The organism is Ruegeria sp. SAZA006 (assembly GCF_059613465.1).
In genome coordinates this window covers 279,679-292,524 of record NZ_JBXWSO010000010.1, presented here as the reverse complement: position 1 = coordinate 292,524, position 12,846 = coordinate 279,679, and the positions used below count along the sequence as shown (strand labels likewise).

Genomic DNA, 12,846 nt, shown 5'->3' with positions numbered 1-12,846 from the left:
GCCCTGGCCGGTCCCTTCGATACTATGGAATTTGGACCCCTTGGGATAGTTTCGCCAACACCGATCATTCCGCACCCACGAACCGCAGACGGAAAGCGACCGCTGGAAGACCTCGGATCAAGATGCCTTGCGCGGCATCCCGGTCATATACGGCTTGAGGAATTCCTGCGTCTTTTCATGCATATAGTCGATATGAGCCTGAGTCAGACCGTGATGGCATGCCAACAGAATGCCGCCGCGCATCACGGCATCAGACACAGGATAACCTGCGGTATCCGCGCGATACTCAACATCTTTCATGGCCGGCTGGCGCAAAATGTTGCCGGTAAAGACCGGCCGGGTCTGGATGTCCGCCTTCTCCAGGAAAATCTGCATCTCGCGACGGGTAAACGGAGAGCCTTCTCGCAGAGTCAGCGGAAACGCCAGCCAACCGGTGCGTGCGCCCGGCAGCTGTTCGGGCAGAATGAACCATTCCTCATACTGCGCAAAGAACGCGCGATGGGCTGCAAAGGCTTCCTCGCGGACCCGAATGTTGTTCTCAAGCTTGCCCAGTTGCACCAGGGCGAAAGCGGCGCTGATCTCGGAGGGTTCAAGATTGTAGCCGAGCGCCTCAAACAGGAACTTGGCATCATATTCGATCCCATCCAGCTGAACGTTGAAGCGGTTCTCGATGGCCTCGGATTCGACGAACAGCGACGAGCTGCGCCCCCACGACCGCATCAGCAATGCCTTGCGTGCCAACTCGTCATCATTGACGCACAGCATTCCGCCATTTCCTGCGCCGTTGATGACATGGCTACCGTAGAAGCTGGTGGTCGAAACATCCGACCAGATGCCCGTGCTGGCACCGTCGATCGTGGCACCCAATGTGTCGGCGCTGTCTTCGATGACCTTCAGGCCATGTGCATCGGCCAGTTCCCGGATCCGACGCCAGTCCGGGAGGTTGCCTATCAACGAGGGGATCATCATCGCCGAGGTCTTGGGCGAAATCATCCGCTCGATCTGTTCGACATCTATGTTGTAGGTTCCCTCGGCCGCATCAACGAATGCAGGCACAAGCCCTTGCCGCACCAGCGGAGCGACCGTGGTGGCAAACGTCAAAGCCGGGGTGATCACCTCGGACCCCTTGGGAAGATCCAGGATTTCGACGGCCAGATAGTTCGCCGAGGACCCGGAATTGACCATGATCCCATGTGCCTTCGAAAACAGTGCAGCGACTTTCTGCTGCATCTCCCGGACTTTGGGTCCCATTTGGGTGGATGTTTTCAGAACCTCGACGACGGCGTCGATCTCTTCCTGGCCGTGGACTGTCTGTCCGTAATTCACTCTCATCAAAAAATCTCCTGGAAATCTACTGTGCGGCCAGCTCGGTTTGGTCGCAACTCGTGCCGGACATGAGGTCTTGGTACACGGTGATCTGCGATTGGGTGACCTTGCCCATGTCGTCGCCCGCAGCGTGGGCCTTGTACCAGTCGGTTGTCAGTTCAATGGCTTGAGACAGTTCAAGCCGAGGCCGCCAGCCCAAACGGGTCTGCGCCTTGGTGCTGTCCAACCGAAGTATGCCAGCTTCGTGGGGCGCCGTTGCGGACTCATCCGGGAAACGGAACCCGGGCGCGCCTGCCCCCCAGGCGCGCCACATCATATCCGCCAGATCCCGGACATTGACGGTGCCCGAAACGTCTGGCCCGAAATTCCATGCCCCTGCAAAACGCTGTCCGTCGCTCAGAATCTTCTGGGCCAGCAGCAAATACCCTGCGACAGGCTCCAGCACATGCTGCCATGGCCGAATGCTATCCGGGTTTCTGATGGTTACCGGCTGGCCATCATGCCAGGCTCGAATGATGTCCGGTATCAACCGGTCTTCACCCCAGTCTCCTCCGCCGAAGACATTGCCCGCCCGAACCGTCGAAAGCTGAGGGCCACTCGTGTCAGAAAAGAAAGTATGCGCATACGACTGGGCCACAAGCTCGGTTGCCGCCTTGGAGGCACTGTACGGATCCTTGCCGCCCAAAGGGTCGTTTTCGCGATAACCCCACAGCCACTCCCGATTGTCATAACACTTGTCGCTGGTGATCACGACCACGGCCTTCAGCGATGGCATTCGACGCACGGCCTCCAGAACGTTGACCGTACCTTGGACATTGGTCGCAAATGTCTCGGCCGGTTCGCGGTAGGATTTGCGCACCAGAGGTTGCGCAGCCATGTGAAACACCACTTCGGCATCCAGACCCTCGGTCGCCCGTGCCAAGGCCGCCGGATCGCGAATATCGGCAAAACGGCTGTCCATGGTCCGATCCAGTGCGCACGCCTGATAGAAGGAAGGCCCGGGCTCGGGCGGCAAGGCAATGCCTGTGACCTGCGCGCCCAGCCGGTTCAGCCAGGTTGAAATCCACCCGCCCTTGAACCCGCTATGCCCTGTCACAAGCACCCGGCGGCCGGTGAATTGACCGCCGAAAATCTGATCGGACTGACCAGTCATTCGTTCCTCAGATCGCTATGGCGGGGTAATCAGACGAGGGCTTGGCATCAAATTGCAGCCAAGGCGGCGTATCATCCTCGCAAAGGGCCTCCAACGCGTTGCGGTCGCGGATGGTATCCATCGGATGCCAGAAACCCTCGTGGCGATAGGCCATAAGCTCACCGTCGCGGGCCATCTGAGAAAGCGGCGACTGTTCCAGCGGCTCCATATCGTCGACCATGTAATCCATGACCCCGGGCTCGAACACGAAATACCCACCGTTGATCCAGGTCTCGCGGCGACGCACCTTTTCGGTGAACGCGTCCACGCGGTCGCCCTTCAACTCGATGTTGCCGAAACGCGCGGGCGGCTGAACCGCCGTGACCGTCGCCAGCTTGCCGTGCGACTTGTGAAAATCGATCAACGCGTTGATGTCGATGTTCCCCAAGCCATCAGAATAGGTGCACATGAAGGTCTCGCCCGGATCCAGCCATTCCTTGAGACGCCGAATGCGCCCGCTTGTCATGGTATGAGCCCCGGTATCGACGACCGACACGTTCCAACCGCCGGGCGCCGAAGGCACCAGCTTGAGCTCTCCCGTATCCAGAGCGACCGAGATATTGTTGGCGATGAGGTGGTAATTCGCGAAGAACTGCTTGAGCAAAAGCGCCTTGTATCCGGCGGCTACGACGAAATCGCGATGCCCGAAATGGCTGTAGATATCCATGACGCGCGCGATGATCGGCCGGCCGCCGATTTCGACCATCGGCTTGGGGATCGAGACTGTTTCCTCGGCCAGCCGAGACCCCAGACCGCCAGCAAGCAGTATCGTTTTCATTCGTGCCACTCCCTCAAATACTTGTTACTAAAATCTGCATGTCTGCGTGGGCCTCACACCGGCCGCTTGACGAACCGGCCAACAGAGACCGCGGATCGGGTTGGGCTCATTCCGTTGCTCCCGATGGCTTCAAGTATACCACACCTTGCCCGTAGCGGTTGCCCAATCCCGAAATTTCCACGGGCTGGTAGCCGTTTGTTTCCGCATAGCGCAACAATGGCTGCTCAAGAGCCGGATCATATCCCAGCAGGAAAGCGGAGGGAGGGTTGGAATCAAACACTGCCTGCAACCCGGCCGCATCCGCCATCACGTATTTCGCGGCCAAGTCAGGTTCCGTATAAGGCGCGATCCGATAGGCAAAAGGGCCAGTAGACAGTTCCGGATAGACCGGCAGTTGCGCTTCAAGCGGGTAGATCGGCATGATCGTCGCCACGGGTCCGTCTGGATGGGCACTCGATTCAAGCGCGGCCTTTAACGCTTCGCCACCCTGCGCCACTCGGGTAGTCGTAAAGCCGCTGCGATCGCTCAGCGCTGCCAGACCGGGAACGAGGCGCGGCGCCCCCAGCACTGCCAGCAGAACGAAACCGGCAGCAAGGACCGGGGTGACCTGCGAACGCTGCTCTGACCCGACCTTTCGGAAAACCAACGCGCCCAGTAGGGGGATCATGACCAAGGGCTGAATGTAGTACTGCGGAAACCCGGGCGACGGCACAAAGCTGAAGGCGGCGGTCACGGCGATCAGGACCAAAACCAATAGAACCGCGCCGAGCTCGGAGAGCAGCATGCCGCCAGATCTGGCCAAAACTGCCAGATAGGCAACCACGAACAGGCAAACCAGTGCCGCCCCACCCAACCAGACCGAATAGGCCAACTGCACTTTGCCCCCAAGGCCCAGAGCCAGATCGGGTTCAGAGGCGGCGTTGGCCTGCCAGTAGGCCACGTGCGGACCCGTATGGAACTTGAGGACATGCGCGATGAAAACCGTAGGATCAACGGCCATGTACCAAAACAACGGCAAGGCACCCAGCAGCCCGCCCGCCAGCATCGGCAGGGTCACCCGTCGAACACGTTCTGCAAACGCCATATGTCCGGGCATCAGAAAAGTGGCAATCGCGACGGGCGGAATGAAGACCACTGCGCTGACTTTCATCCCCGCTGCGATCGACAGGCAGACTCCAATCAGTACAAAAACAACTGGCCGCGGATGGTCGCGCTGGGTTTCCAGCAGAAAACCCCCGACACCCCATACAACGAAGGGCAATGGCAGCAGGTTGTTGCTGGCGGCCATTCCGGCCTGCGCAAGAAGTGTTCCATCAACCATCAAGACCGCGATGAAGAATGCCGCCAGCAGAGCCGATCCGGACAGGCGCCAGGTCACCCAACCGGTACCGCCGATCAACGCAATCCAGCCAAAGAACACACCAAGGCGCGCTGAGCCCAGCAGACCCTCCTGACCGGTGATCAAATAGAAACCGCGGAAATACCACGCCGAATCCGGAACGTGATTGTAGAAGAAGTCCTGGTACAGGCGCCACTGGCCTAACAATTCTGCCGGTGCCACGAACATCAGTTCGTCCCGACGCAAACCAAAGGACATGATCCGGCCAAACAGGGCCGCCAACATCACGGCCAGCAGCCCTCCAAACAGGAGCCACAGCACCGGCTGACGACGACCAGACCCGGCCTGAGAAACGGCCCGGTCACGCATATGTTCGGCCTCAGCCGTCATATCGTTCTCGCTTTGCCCGTTCGGACGGGCCCGCCAAAATCTGCAGGTTGCCGTGAACCGCCAGGGTCGCAAATAGTCATCAACAATATGCTCCGAAGAGCCCTTCTGAAATCGTAACCCGCGGCCGAAAATGCCGCTCACTTAAATGTACTTTTGACAAATTTTAGCGACCGGCGTTGATCGTCTCCAGATTTTTCTGCGGTGCGAAGTTTGCAATCCGCTTGGGCGTCGGCACAGGTTTGATCTGCGGCTTGCCGGTGCGCGCGGCCAGCTCTTTGCCATCGATCGGGCGCAGACCGTTTGCGCCGTAACCCGGCACCAGATCCTTGAGCAGCTTTTTGACCCCAAGATCACTGCCGTCCTGAGCAGCCTGTTCCAGCTTGAGAATCAGCGCCCGCAAACGCGCGGCAGAGACGCCTTCGGGAATAGCCGAGGAAACGCCAGGGATACCGCTTTCGCGACGCTCTTCGGTCACGTCGAACAGCTCTTCGTACAGCTTTTCACCCTGACGGATACCGATGAATTTGATGTCGATATCCTGATAGGGCTCAAGGCCGGCTAGACGGATCATGCGCTCGGCGAGGTCCACGATCTTGACCGGCCGACCCATATCCAGAACGAAAATCTCGCCGTGACTGTCTTCAAGGTTCAAACCCCGCGCGGCGGCAACCAGTGTCAGCTGCACGGCTTCACGGATGGTCATGAAGTACCGCTCCATTTTCGGATCAGTCACCGTCAGCGGGCCACCTTCCGAGATCTGCCGCTGGAACAGCGGGATCAGCGAACCGGACGACCCCAGCACGTTACCGAACCGAACCGAGAAGAAGCGGGTCTTCTCGTCGGTTTCGTTGGTCACACGGTCCTGCGCCTGAACGTAGAACTCGGCCACGCGCTTGGTGGCGCCCATGACGCTGGTGCTGTTCACCGCCTTGTCCGTCGAGACCTGAACCATGGCGATTGCACCCACATTGCGGGCCGCGTCCGCCACATTCCGGGTTCCGATCACGTTGGTCAGAACGCCTTCGCAGGGGTTCAGCTCAACCATCGGCACATGCTTCAGTGCAGCAGCATTGAAGACCAACTCGGGGCGGTGACGTTCAAAGATCGCGTTCACGCGGGACGCGTTGCGAATGTCGGCCACGTAGATGCGGCGTGCGACATCCGGGAAGTTTTGACCCAGATCCATATCGATGGAATAGGCGTTGTATTCCGTGTTCTCGATCATCACCAGCTCGGCCGGCTCGAACGAGGCGATCTGGCGTGTCAGCTCGCTACCGATCGACCCTCCGGCGCCGGTGATCAGGACACGGCGGCCCTTGAACATCTCGCGCAGCATCGAGCGTTCGACCGCTTTCTGCGGACGGTCCAAGATATCTTCGGGATTGACGGTCCGGATGCCGTTGCTCTCGGTGCCAAGTTCTTCGAGACCCGCCAGACGCGACACCGGAATGCTGTTGGCCTCAGCCCAACGGGTCAGCTTGCGAATACCATCACTTTCAAAATGGGTAACGGGCTCGGTCAACAGAACGCGCTGCGGCAGTTGGTCATAATACTTCAGGCGTTCGATGACGGCGTCTGCATCCAACAGCGACCCGATGATCTTCACATCGTGGAAATACAGGCCTTGTGTGTTCCGCGCATCGTCGATGATCCCGACAGGTTCATACTTGGATTCCTGATTGTGCAGCGACCGCACGAACAGGTCGCAGCTGGCGCCGGTTCCGACCAGAATAACCGGGATTTTCCCGTTAGACGCATCCGGGCAACGGCGCGCCGGATCGCTCGTCAGCTCGGTGCTGCGCGCTAGGACGCGCAGAGTACCAAAGGCGGGAACCAACAGCAGGAACTGAATAACATAGACCGCCAGCGGCACCTGTGCGGTAACGGGAAGGGCAGCACCCAGCAATGCCAACAAAACAACCGACAGCCCTGCAGCACGCACGATCAGCGTCACATCGCGCAGCGAAGTCGACCGTGTGTGGCGTTTGTAGATGCCGGAAAGCGGCAAAACCGCCAGCGCCACCAGGCAGGTCATAACGACCAACGGCAACAGAACAGACCCGAACTGTTCAGGAACGATGCCACCATTAGCCAGAACGACGGCCGCGGCCACAGCTCCGGCGGATGCGAATACATCTCCGATCAGCAGGCGCCGGTTGGCGCTCAATTCGGTCAGCTTCTGTCGCAGCTTCGACTGGATGTCTCCGAAGGCGCGATCCTGTTCGATCGTGCTATCTGCATCCGGTCCACTCTTGAGCTTAACCAACTCTTGCTCGTACATACTCATAAGAACCCCCGGCAAAAATTGCCACTTACCACTCGACTGAAATGAGACGGGCCAAACACGCCCGCTCCACCACTAAAAAGCCTCAATTCCCGATCGACACCACATGGCGCCGGCCGGCAAACACATTGCTTCGCTAAAAGTCCCCCACGTGAATCCGGGCGCCTAGAAACCTCCGCCCTGAACCAAACCCCCTTTTAACTCGTCAACTCGTTACACTATACGTCGTCTGGCCCATCACAGGGTCCCGACCACGAACCCACGTCTTCAAGGCTACCACACCACCATTGGTATCAAAATCCCCTTTCCACCACTTGGACACCATAAAATCACAGAAATGCCATTTTTTTCAGCACGCGACCGCCGTCGCAGTATCAATTGTTGTATCCTCAGGGCCCGATAGTCCCGGTTCATCGTGCACGCACAAAGCCCTAAGGCGCTTTTGTTTCCTGAATGGAAACCAAACTATGGCTTCGATCATGACATGGCCTGCGATTCGCTTCTGTGAACTGCATCCGAAACCGTCCAATTCTGGCAGAGACCCGGATTGCGGCGGGCAAGCAATTCTACGTCGGCCGCATAGAACTCGGTCATCTTCGCCTCCAACTCGGGCGACAGGGCCGGGTAGGTCACCTTTCGAGCGACGGCGTTTCGGATGGACCGTACCGGCCAGGTGTGACGTACAGGGTCCAGAACAGCTCGAACCGGCTTCAGCACGCGACGCAGCGACAGTGGCACCATGGGTGCATTCTTATCTTTGACCTTCTGCTGCACCGGCGGTTCCAGCTGTCCGTCATATCCAATATGGCCGGCCACCTTCTTCAGGTTCCCATGAGGGTTCACACGTACATCCTCATAGGCCAGCAGCAGGATCTGGTCCTCTGGGAACAAGTCGTAGAACCGCTTCAGATGGTGGCCGTATCGCCCATCGGACAGAAACCGCTGGTCGGCCGCGACCGCCGGATCCAGATAATCTTCGATCCTTCCCGAGACCTCGCCGCGGCGGAACAGCATGCAATAGTCGGAATAGGCGCGCTGAACCGGGTCCCGCATCTGCAGGATCAACCGAGTTTCAGGGAAATTGTCTCGGATGCGTTGCGCAGCCAAGGGTTCAGTCAGGTACGAATTCGATTTTTCCCCGATCAGATCTGCGCCATCGCAGTCTTCGAACTGGTCACGATACCAGTCCAGTCCGTTTCCAAAATACCGAGAAAAGAAATGCAACTCGGGACCCGGCATATGAATGGCCGGCGTCTGCATCAGCGACTTTTGCAACCAGGTGGTTGCACATTTCGCGGCACCAAAAATCAGAAAGTCGACCGGACGACCGTCAGGGAGAGACATTGGAATACTCGTGACCTTGCGAACAGACTAAAAAACAAACCCGGCAAACTTCGCGCCGGAAAACTCAATTCGACGTAACAATGGTTCTTCGTACGACTTCTATGGTGTCCCCGGGCTGAACCGCCTCGGTCCCGTCGATCTTGCGTGGCGCCGTGCCACCCGCCCGTGTGACGATGTATTCAATCACGACTTCACTTGCGATGTCATCTTCGCTGAGCAAGCCGGCGGCGGCCAGTTCTCCGTGCAGGCTCGCCGCGGTATCCAGGCGCGTCCGAAGCGCGGCCAACTCGCGTTCGACCGCGTTCAACTGGACCAGAGCATCAGAGCGCGCCTTGTCATCCAGTTCCAGCTCGTCGCGCTCGGCGCGGTTCAGCTCCTGACGGGCCAGCATCAGCGCAACCTCCTGATCCAGACGCTTGGATTCCAGATCGTTCAGAAGATTGGTCATAGTCGTCACCCGGTTCGATACGGTCAGACCTTTTTCCTTGAGCTGGTTCAGGTTTTCTAACTCCCGGCTGACATTCTCGATCTGCGTTTTGCGAAGCTCCAACTGGATGGTCAGGCTCGAGATCTGCTCTTTGAGCATCTCCTGCAGATCCCGAATTCGCTCACCCAAACCCTCGCGGGCGTTCATTGTCGCCTCGAGGATTTCCCCCTCGAGCCCTCCGGGAGCGTCAGGCGCCGCGTCGGTGCCGGTCTCAGTCCCTTCTTCCTGCAGGCTCGCAAGGTCAGCTTTCAGCCGCTGCCTCTCATCTTCCAACTCATCGATCTGAGTGGATAGGAGCCGCATTTCGCCGCCCATCCGCATGATCTGGAAATCATTGTTTGCCCCAAACTGGATCGGAGGACGGATCGGGCCACCTGCAAGGGCCAGAACCTGCTGGGCGGTCATCCCGGGATGGTAGGCGTAAGCGCCCGGCGAATTGACGTCTCCAAGAACAAAGACCGGAAGGTGGCTGATCACTTCAAGCGCGACCTTTGGCGGCTCGGCCATGCCGGTCTGGCTGCTGAGCTCAAGCTCCAACATCTGCGACAGTTCCAGCGTAGTCAGCCCGGCCGCTTCAACCTGCCCCACCAGCGGAAACATCAGCGTTCCGTCACCGGCCAGAGCGAACTCACCGGACACGCCATCCCAAATCATGTAACTTGCGGACAATGGGTCCCAACGCATGGCACGAACCGACAGGCGATCCTGCGGCAGCAGGCGATAGCTTTCGGCCAGGGCCGGCACAGCGGCCAGCACAAACAACAGCGTCGCCAGAATTACTTGAAAGAAGCTGCGCAAAACCTGGCCTCCCAACTCTTAAACACCAACAAGCCGGGCGTGGGCGCCGGGCACAATACTCAAATCTCGAAAACACAAACCGCACCCACAGCGCAAGTCGGTCGTCAAAAGCAATTTCGGTCATCGACGGAACAGAAACGATCCCGCTCGGCAAATCATAGGCGCTTGGCCTCAGGCTGACAAGCAAAGCCAATGGCGCGTCGCCGTTGGTGCTGGTTTTCCTGTCGACACTGACCTGTCAGCGCTTGGGCCACCGCGTCGGCCGCGTTCGCAACCCCCTGTGAATGCAGCCCGAAGGCTGGATCTTTGCGCGAAACACCCGATCAGAACACCCCGCCTTGTTTCGCGGCAATCATGGCGCGGCTTGAGCTCTCGCTTTTCCTGAATGGCAACAATTCACGGCTTTAGTTCGAATCGTTGACGTAATAACGAAGGCAAATCAGCATCAGCGTCTAGTCAGCCCTGCATTCTCAGCCCCCGCATCCCGCGGCGGCATCGACGGCTTGCAAACAGAATCCGTTTCGACCAATCTTGCTGCATCGCCGCTTGTCGACCCGGGTTGTCGGTATTTCAGTCGCGGTTGCTCGGGTGGCGTGTCGCGTCCCTTTGTATTGGTTGATTTTTTGTGTGTCGCGGGACCCCGCGTGTTGCGAGTTGGATTTGATTTGTGAATCGGTTGCTTGAAATCCTGATCTGCCTGCTGCTGGGCCTGCTCGCGCTTCCCTTCTTTGTCATTGCGTGCGTCGTGGTTTTTTTGTCCATCGGCCGTCCATTGATGTTTTCGCAGATCCGAGCCGGAAGACAGGGCCGCAATTTTCGACTCTACAAACTGCGCAGCATGAAAGAGACACGCGCGGCGGATGGCTCGTTGCACCCCGATGCGGATCGCCAGACGCGCGCCACGGCAATGATCCGGCGCCTGCGCCTCGACGAGATCCCGCAACTTGTCCTGATCCTGCAGAACAAAATGGCCCTGGTTGGGCCACGCCCCTTGCTGCCTGAGACGATCGAAGACTTCGGACCCGCCGGACAATACCGATGTTCCGTTCGGCCGGGGCTGACCGGGTGGGCGCAGGTCAGCGGCAACACCAACCTCAGCAACAGTGAAAAGCTGAGCCTTGATCTATGGTACGTGGCGCATCGGTCACTGGCGCTGGACCTGCAGATCTTGGGCGAAACGGTCGGAGCGGCCCTGCACAACGAACCCCGCCGCGACGACCGGATCGAGGCGGCGCGGAAATGGATGGACTCGAATGGCTCGCTGGCCCAGGACATGCGGGAGATGAACGCGTGAATATCGTACTTGTCGGCGCCGTCGAGACCACGCTTGCAGCCCTGATGTCGATGTGCGGCGCCGGGCATGTGCCGGCCCTTCTGGTAACCCTGTCGCCGCGCCTGTCCGCACGGCATTCGGATTTCGTCGACCTGTCACCGGCGGCCGAGAAGTATGGCGTCCCGGTTCTGCATATCGAAAAAACCAACGACCCCGAGACCCTTGAACAGATTGCCAAGGTCAAACCCGACCTGATCCTTGTGCTCGGTTGGTCACAGATCTGCGGCCCCGAGTTCCGGGCATTGGCGCGGATTGGCTGCATCGGGTTTCATCCGTCGGCCCTGCCCCGCCTGCGGGGGCGCGGTGTCATCCCCTGGACGATCCTGTTGCAGGAACGAAACGTCGGGTCCTCGCTTTTCTGGTTGGGCGAAGGCGCCGATGACGGCCCTATTGCCGCTCAGGCCATCTATGCGGTCGATCCCGAAACCGTCACCGCACGCGAGTTGTACAATCGAGCCTTGCGTGCCGTCTCAGGACTGCTGCCGCCTCTGTTGAACCAGATCTCCAATGGCGACATCCCGGCCGAACCGCAACGCACCGACGGAATCAGCCTGTGCGCCCGCCGCCGCCCCGAAGACGGCCTGATTGACTGGACCAATCCTGCCGCGGACATCCACCGCCTGATCCGTGCATCGGGTCCGCCCTACCCCGGCGCCTACACCTTTGGCCCCGATGGCGTGAAACTGGTTCTGACAGGGGTCACGTATACCGAGCCGGAGGGCTACTTCATCGGCTTGCCCGGCCAGATCCAGGCCATCGGCAATGGCGGCTTCACGGTGGCCTGCGGCGACGGGCGCTGTCTGGACATAACCGAATGGTCAGGGGCCGACACCCCCCCTGCCCTTCACGCGAAACTGAGGACACATCCATGATCGCTTCCGACCTGACCACTGGCCACGCCGGCCCCGCGCTGATCGTCGCTCCGCATCCCGATGATGAGGTTCTGGGCGCCGGCGGCACGATGGCCCGCATGGCCGATGCTGGGCGCGAAGTGCATGTGGTTGTCGTCACTCGCGGCAAACCCCCGAAGTTTACCGATGAACAGGTCGCAACCACACGGCGCGAGGCACGCAATGCGCATGATCTGCTGGGCGTCACCGAGACACATTGGATGGATTTCAATGCGGCGGAGTTGTCAGAACATGCCCATTCGGACCTGAACGGTGCACTAGGAAAGCTGGTCCGCGACATCGCCCCCAGCCTGATCCTCGCTCCGCATCCGGGCGACATTCATATGGATCACCAGCTGAGTTTTCTGTCCACGCTGGTGGCAAGCCGCCCGCATCAACATGACTATCCAGCCAATATTCTGGCCTACGAAACCCTTTCCGAAACCAATTGGAACGCCCCCTATCTGACCCCGGCCTTCGTGCCAAACGTGTTTGTCGACATCTCGGACACGATCGAACGGAAGCTTCAGGCGTTCGGCAAGTTCGAAAGCCAGGTCAAGCAGGCGCCGCACGAACGCTCGGTCGACAGCTTGCGCGCCTTGGCCACCCTGCGCGGCGCGACGGTGCACCGGTCGGCGGCGGAAGGCTTTGTTCTGGTCCGATCGGTGATTTGACAGGAGGTGCG

The 12,846-nt window shown here is 59.3% G+C and carries 10 protein-coding genes; 3 read left to right on the top strand and 7 right to left on the bottom strand.

Features of this window, described 5'->3' with window-relative positions:
* Positions 1–117 precede the first annotated feature (117 nt).
* The 7 genes from AC2FNZ_RS10860 to AC2FNZ_RS10830 all read right to left on the bottom strand — a co-directional run bounded on the left by AC2FNZ_RS10860 (position 118) and on the right by AC2FNZ_RS10830 (position 9,938).
* Positions 118–1,332, bottom strand: a complete 1,215-nt coding sequence (locus tag AC2FNZ_RS10860; protein ID WP_496840614.1) for a DegT/DnrJ/EryC1/StrS family aminotransferase — start codon at positions 1,330–1,332, stop codon at positions 118–120.
* A gap of 19 nt (positions 1,333–1,351) precedes the next feature.
* Positions 1,352–2,479: a CDP-glucose 4,6-dehydratase gene (gene rfbG / locus AC2FNZ_RS10855; protein WP_496840612.1), complete on the bottom strand. Its 1,128-nt coding sequence runs from the start codon at positions 2,477–2,479 to the stop codon at positions 1,352–1,354.
* A gap of 7 nt (positions 2,480–2,486) precedes the next feature.
* Positions 2,487–3,296, bottom strand: a complete 810-nt coding sequence (gene rfbF, locus AC2FNZ_RS10850; protein ID WP_093963249.1) for a glucose-1-phosphate cytidylyltransferase — start codon at positions 3,294–3,296, stop codon at positions 2,487–2,489.
* A 106-nt stretch (positions 3,297–3,402) separates the two neighbouring features.
* Positions 3,403–5,025: a hypothetical protein gene (locus AC2FNZ_RS10845; RefSeq protein ID WP_496840611.1), complete on the bottom strand. Its 1,623-nt coding sequence runs from the start codon at positions 5,023–5,025 to the stop codon at positions 3,403–3,405.
* A gap of 163 nt (positions 5,026–5,188) precedes the next feature.
* Positions 5,189–7,312, bottom strand: coding sequence for a polysaccharide biosynthesis protein (locus tag AC2FNZ_RS10840; protein ID WP_093963247.1), 2,124 nt, complete (start codon positions 7,310–7,312; stop codon positions 5,189–5,191).
* Between the two features lie 474 nt (positions 7,313–7,786).
* On the bottom strand, positions 7,787–8,653 hold the full coding sequence (locus tag AC2FNZ_RS10835; RefSeq protein ID WP_093963246.1) for a sulfotransferase family protein: 867 nt from the start codon (positions 8,651–8,653) through the stop codon (positions 7,787–7,789).
* 64 nt (positions 8,654–8,717) lie between these two features.
* Positions 8,718–9,938 carry a polysaccharide biosynthesis/export family protein gene (locus AC2FNZ_RS10830; RefSeq protein ID WP_496840609.1) on the bottom strand — a complete coding sequence of 407 codons (1,221 nt, stop codon included), beginning with the start codon at positions 9,936–9,938 and terminating at the stop codon, positions 8,718–8,720.
* A 667-nt stretch (positions 9,939–10,605) separates the two neighbouring features.
* On the opposite strand from AC2FNZ_RS10830, the gene AC2FNZ_RS10825 reads away from it, so the two are divergent.
* From AC2FNZ_RS10825 to AC2FNZ_RS10815, 3 genes are read left to right on the top strand one after another with little or no spacing between them, the layout of a single operon-like run.
* Complete coding sequence (locus AC2FNZ_RS10825) at positions 10,606–11,232, top strand: sugar transferase (RefSeq protein ID WP_496840607.1); 627 nt, start codon at positions 10,606–10,608, stop codon at positions 11,230–11,232.
* Positions 11,229–12,143 (top strand): methionyl-tRNA formyltransferase, encoded by a 915-nt coding sequence (locus AC2FNZ_RS10820; RefSeq protein ID WP_496840606.1) that lies wholly within the window; start codon positions 11,229–11,231, stop codon positions 12,141–12,143. Before AC2FNZ_RS10825 ends, AC2FNZ_RS10820 begins: the two co-directional genes overlap by 4 nt.
* Complete coding sequence (locus AC2FNZ_RS10815) at positions 12,140–12,835, top strand: PIG-L deacetylase family protein (protein WP_496833622.1); 696 nt, start codon at positions 12,140–12,142, stop codon at positions 12,833–12,835. The genes AC2FNZ_RS10820 and AC2FNZ_RS10815 overlap by 4 nt, the downstream gene beginning before the upstream one ends.
* Positions 12,836–12,846: the final 11 nt, after the last annotated feature.

Excerpts from the sequence above, each read along its gene's own strand:
- AC2FNZ_RS10835 (WP_093963246.1), bottom strand. The coding sequence starts at position 8,653 with ATGTCTCTCCCTGACGGTCGTCCGGTCGACTTTCTGATTTTTGGTGCC.
- rfbF (WP_093963249.1), bottom strand. The coding sequence starts at position 3,296 with ATGAAAACGATACTGCTTGCTGGCGGTCTGGGGTCTCGGCTGGCCGAG.
- AC2FNZ_RS10840 (WP_093963247.1), bottom strand. The coding sequence starts at position 7,312 with ATGAGTATGTACGAGCAAGAGTTGGTTAAGCTCAAGAGTGGACCGGAT.
- AC2FNZ_RS10815 (WP_496833622.1), top strand. The coding sequence starts at position 12,140 with ATGATCGCTTCCGACCTGACCACTGGCCACGCCGGCCCCGCGCTGATC.
- AC2FNZ_RS10860 (WP_496840614.1), bottom strand. The coding sequence starts at position 1,332 with ATGAGAGTGAATTACGGACAGACAGTCCACGGCCAGGAAGAGATCGAC.
- AC2FNZ_RS10845 (WP_496840611.1), bottom strand. The coding sequence starts at position 5,025 with ATGACGGCTGAGGCCGAACATATGCGTGACCGGGCCGTTTCTCAGGCC.
- rfbG (WP_496840612.1), bottom strand. The coding sequence starts at position 2,479 with ATGACTGGTCAGTCCGATCAGATTTTCGGCGGTCAATTCACCGGCCGC.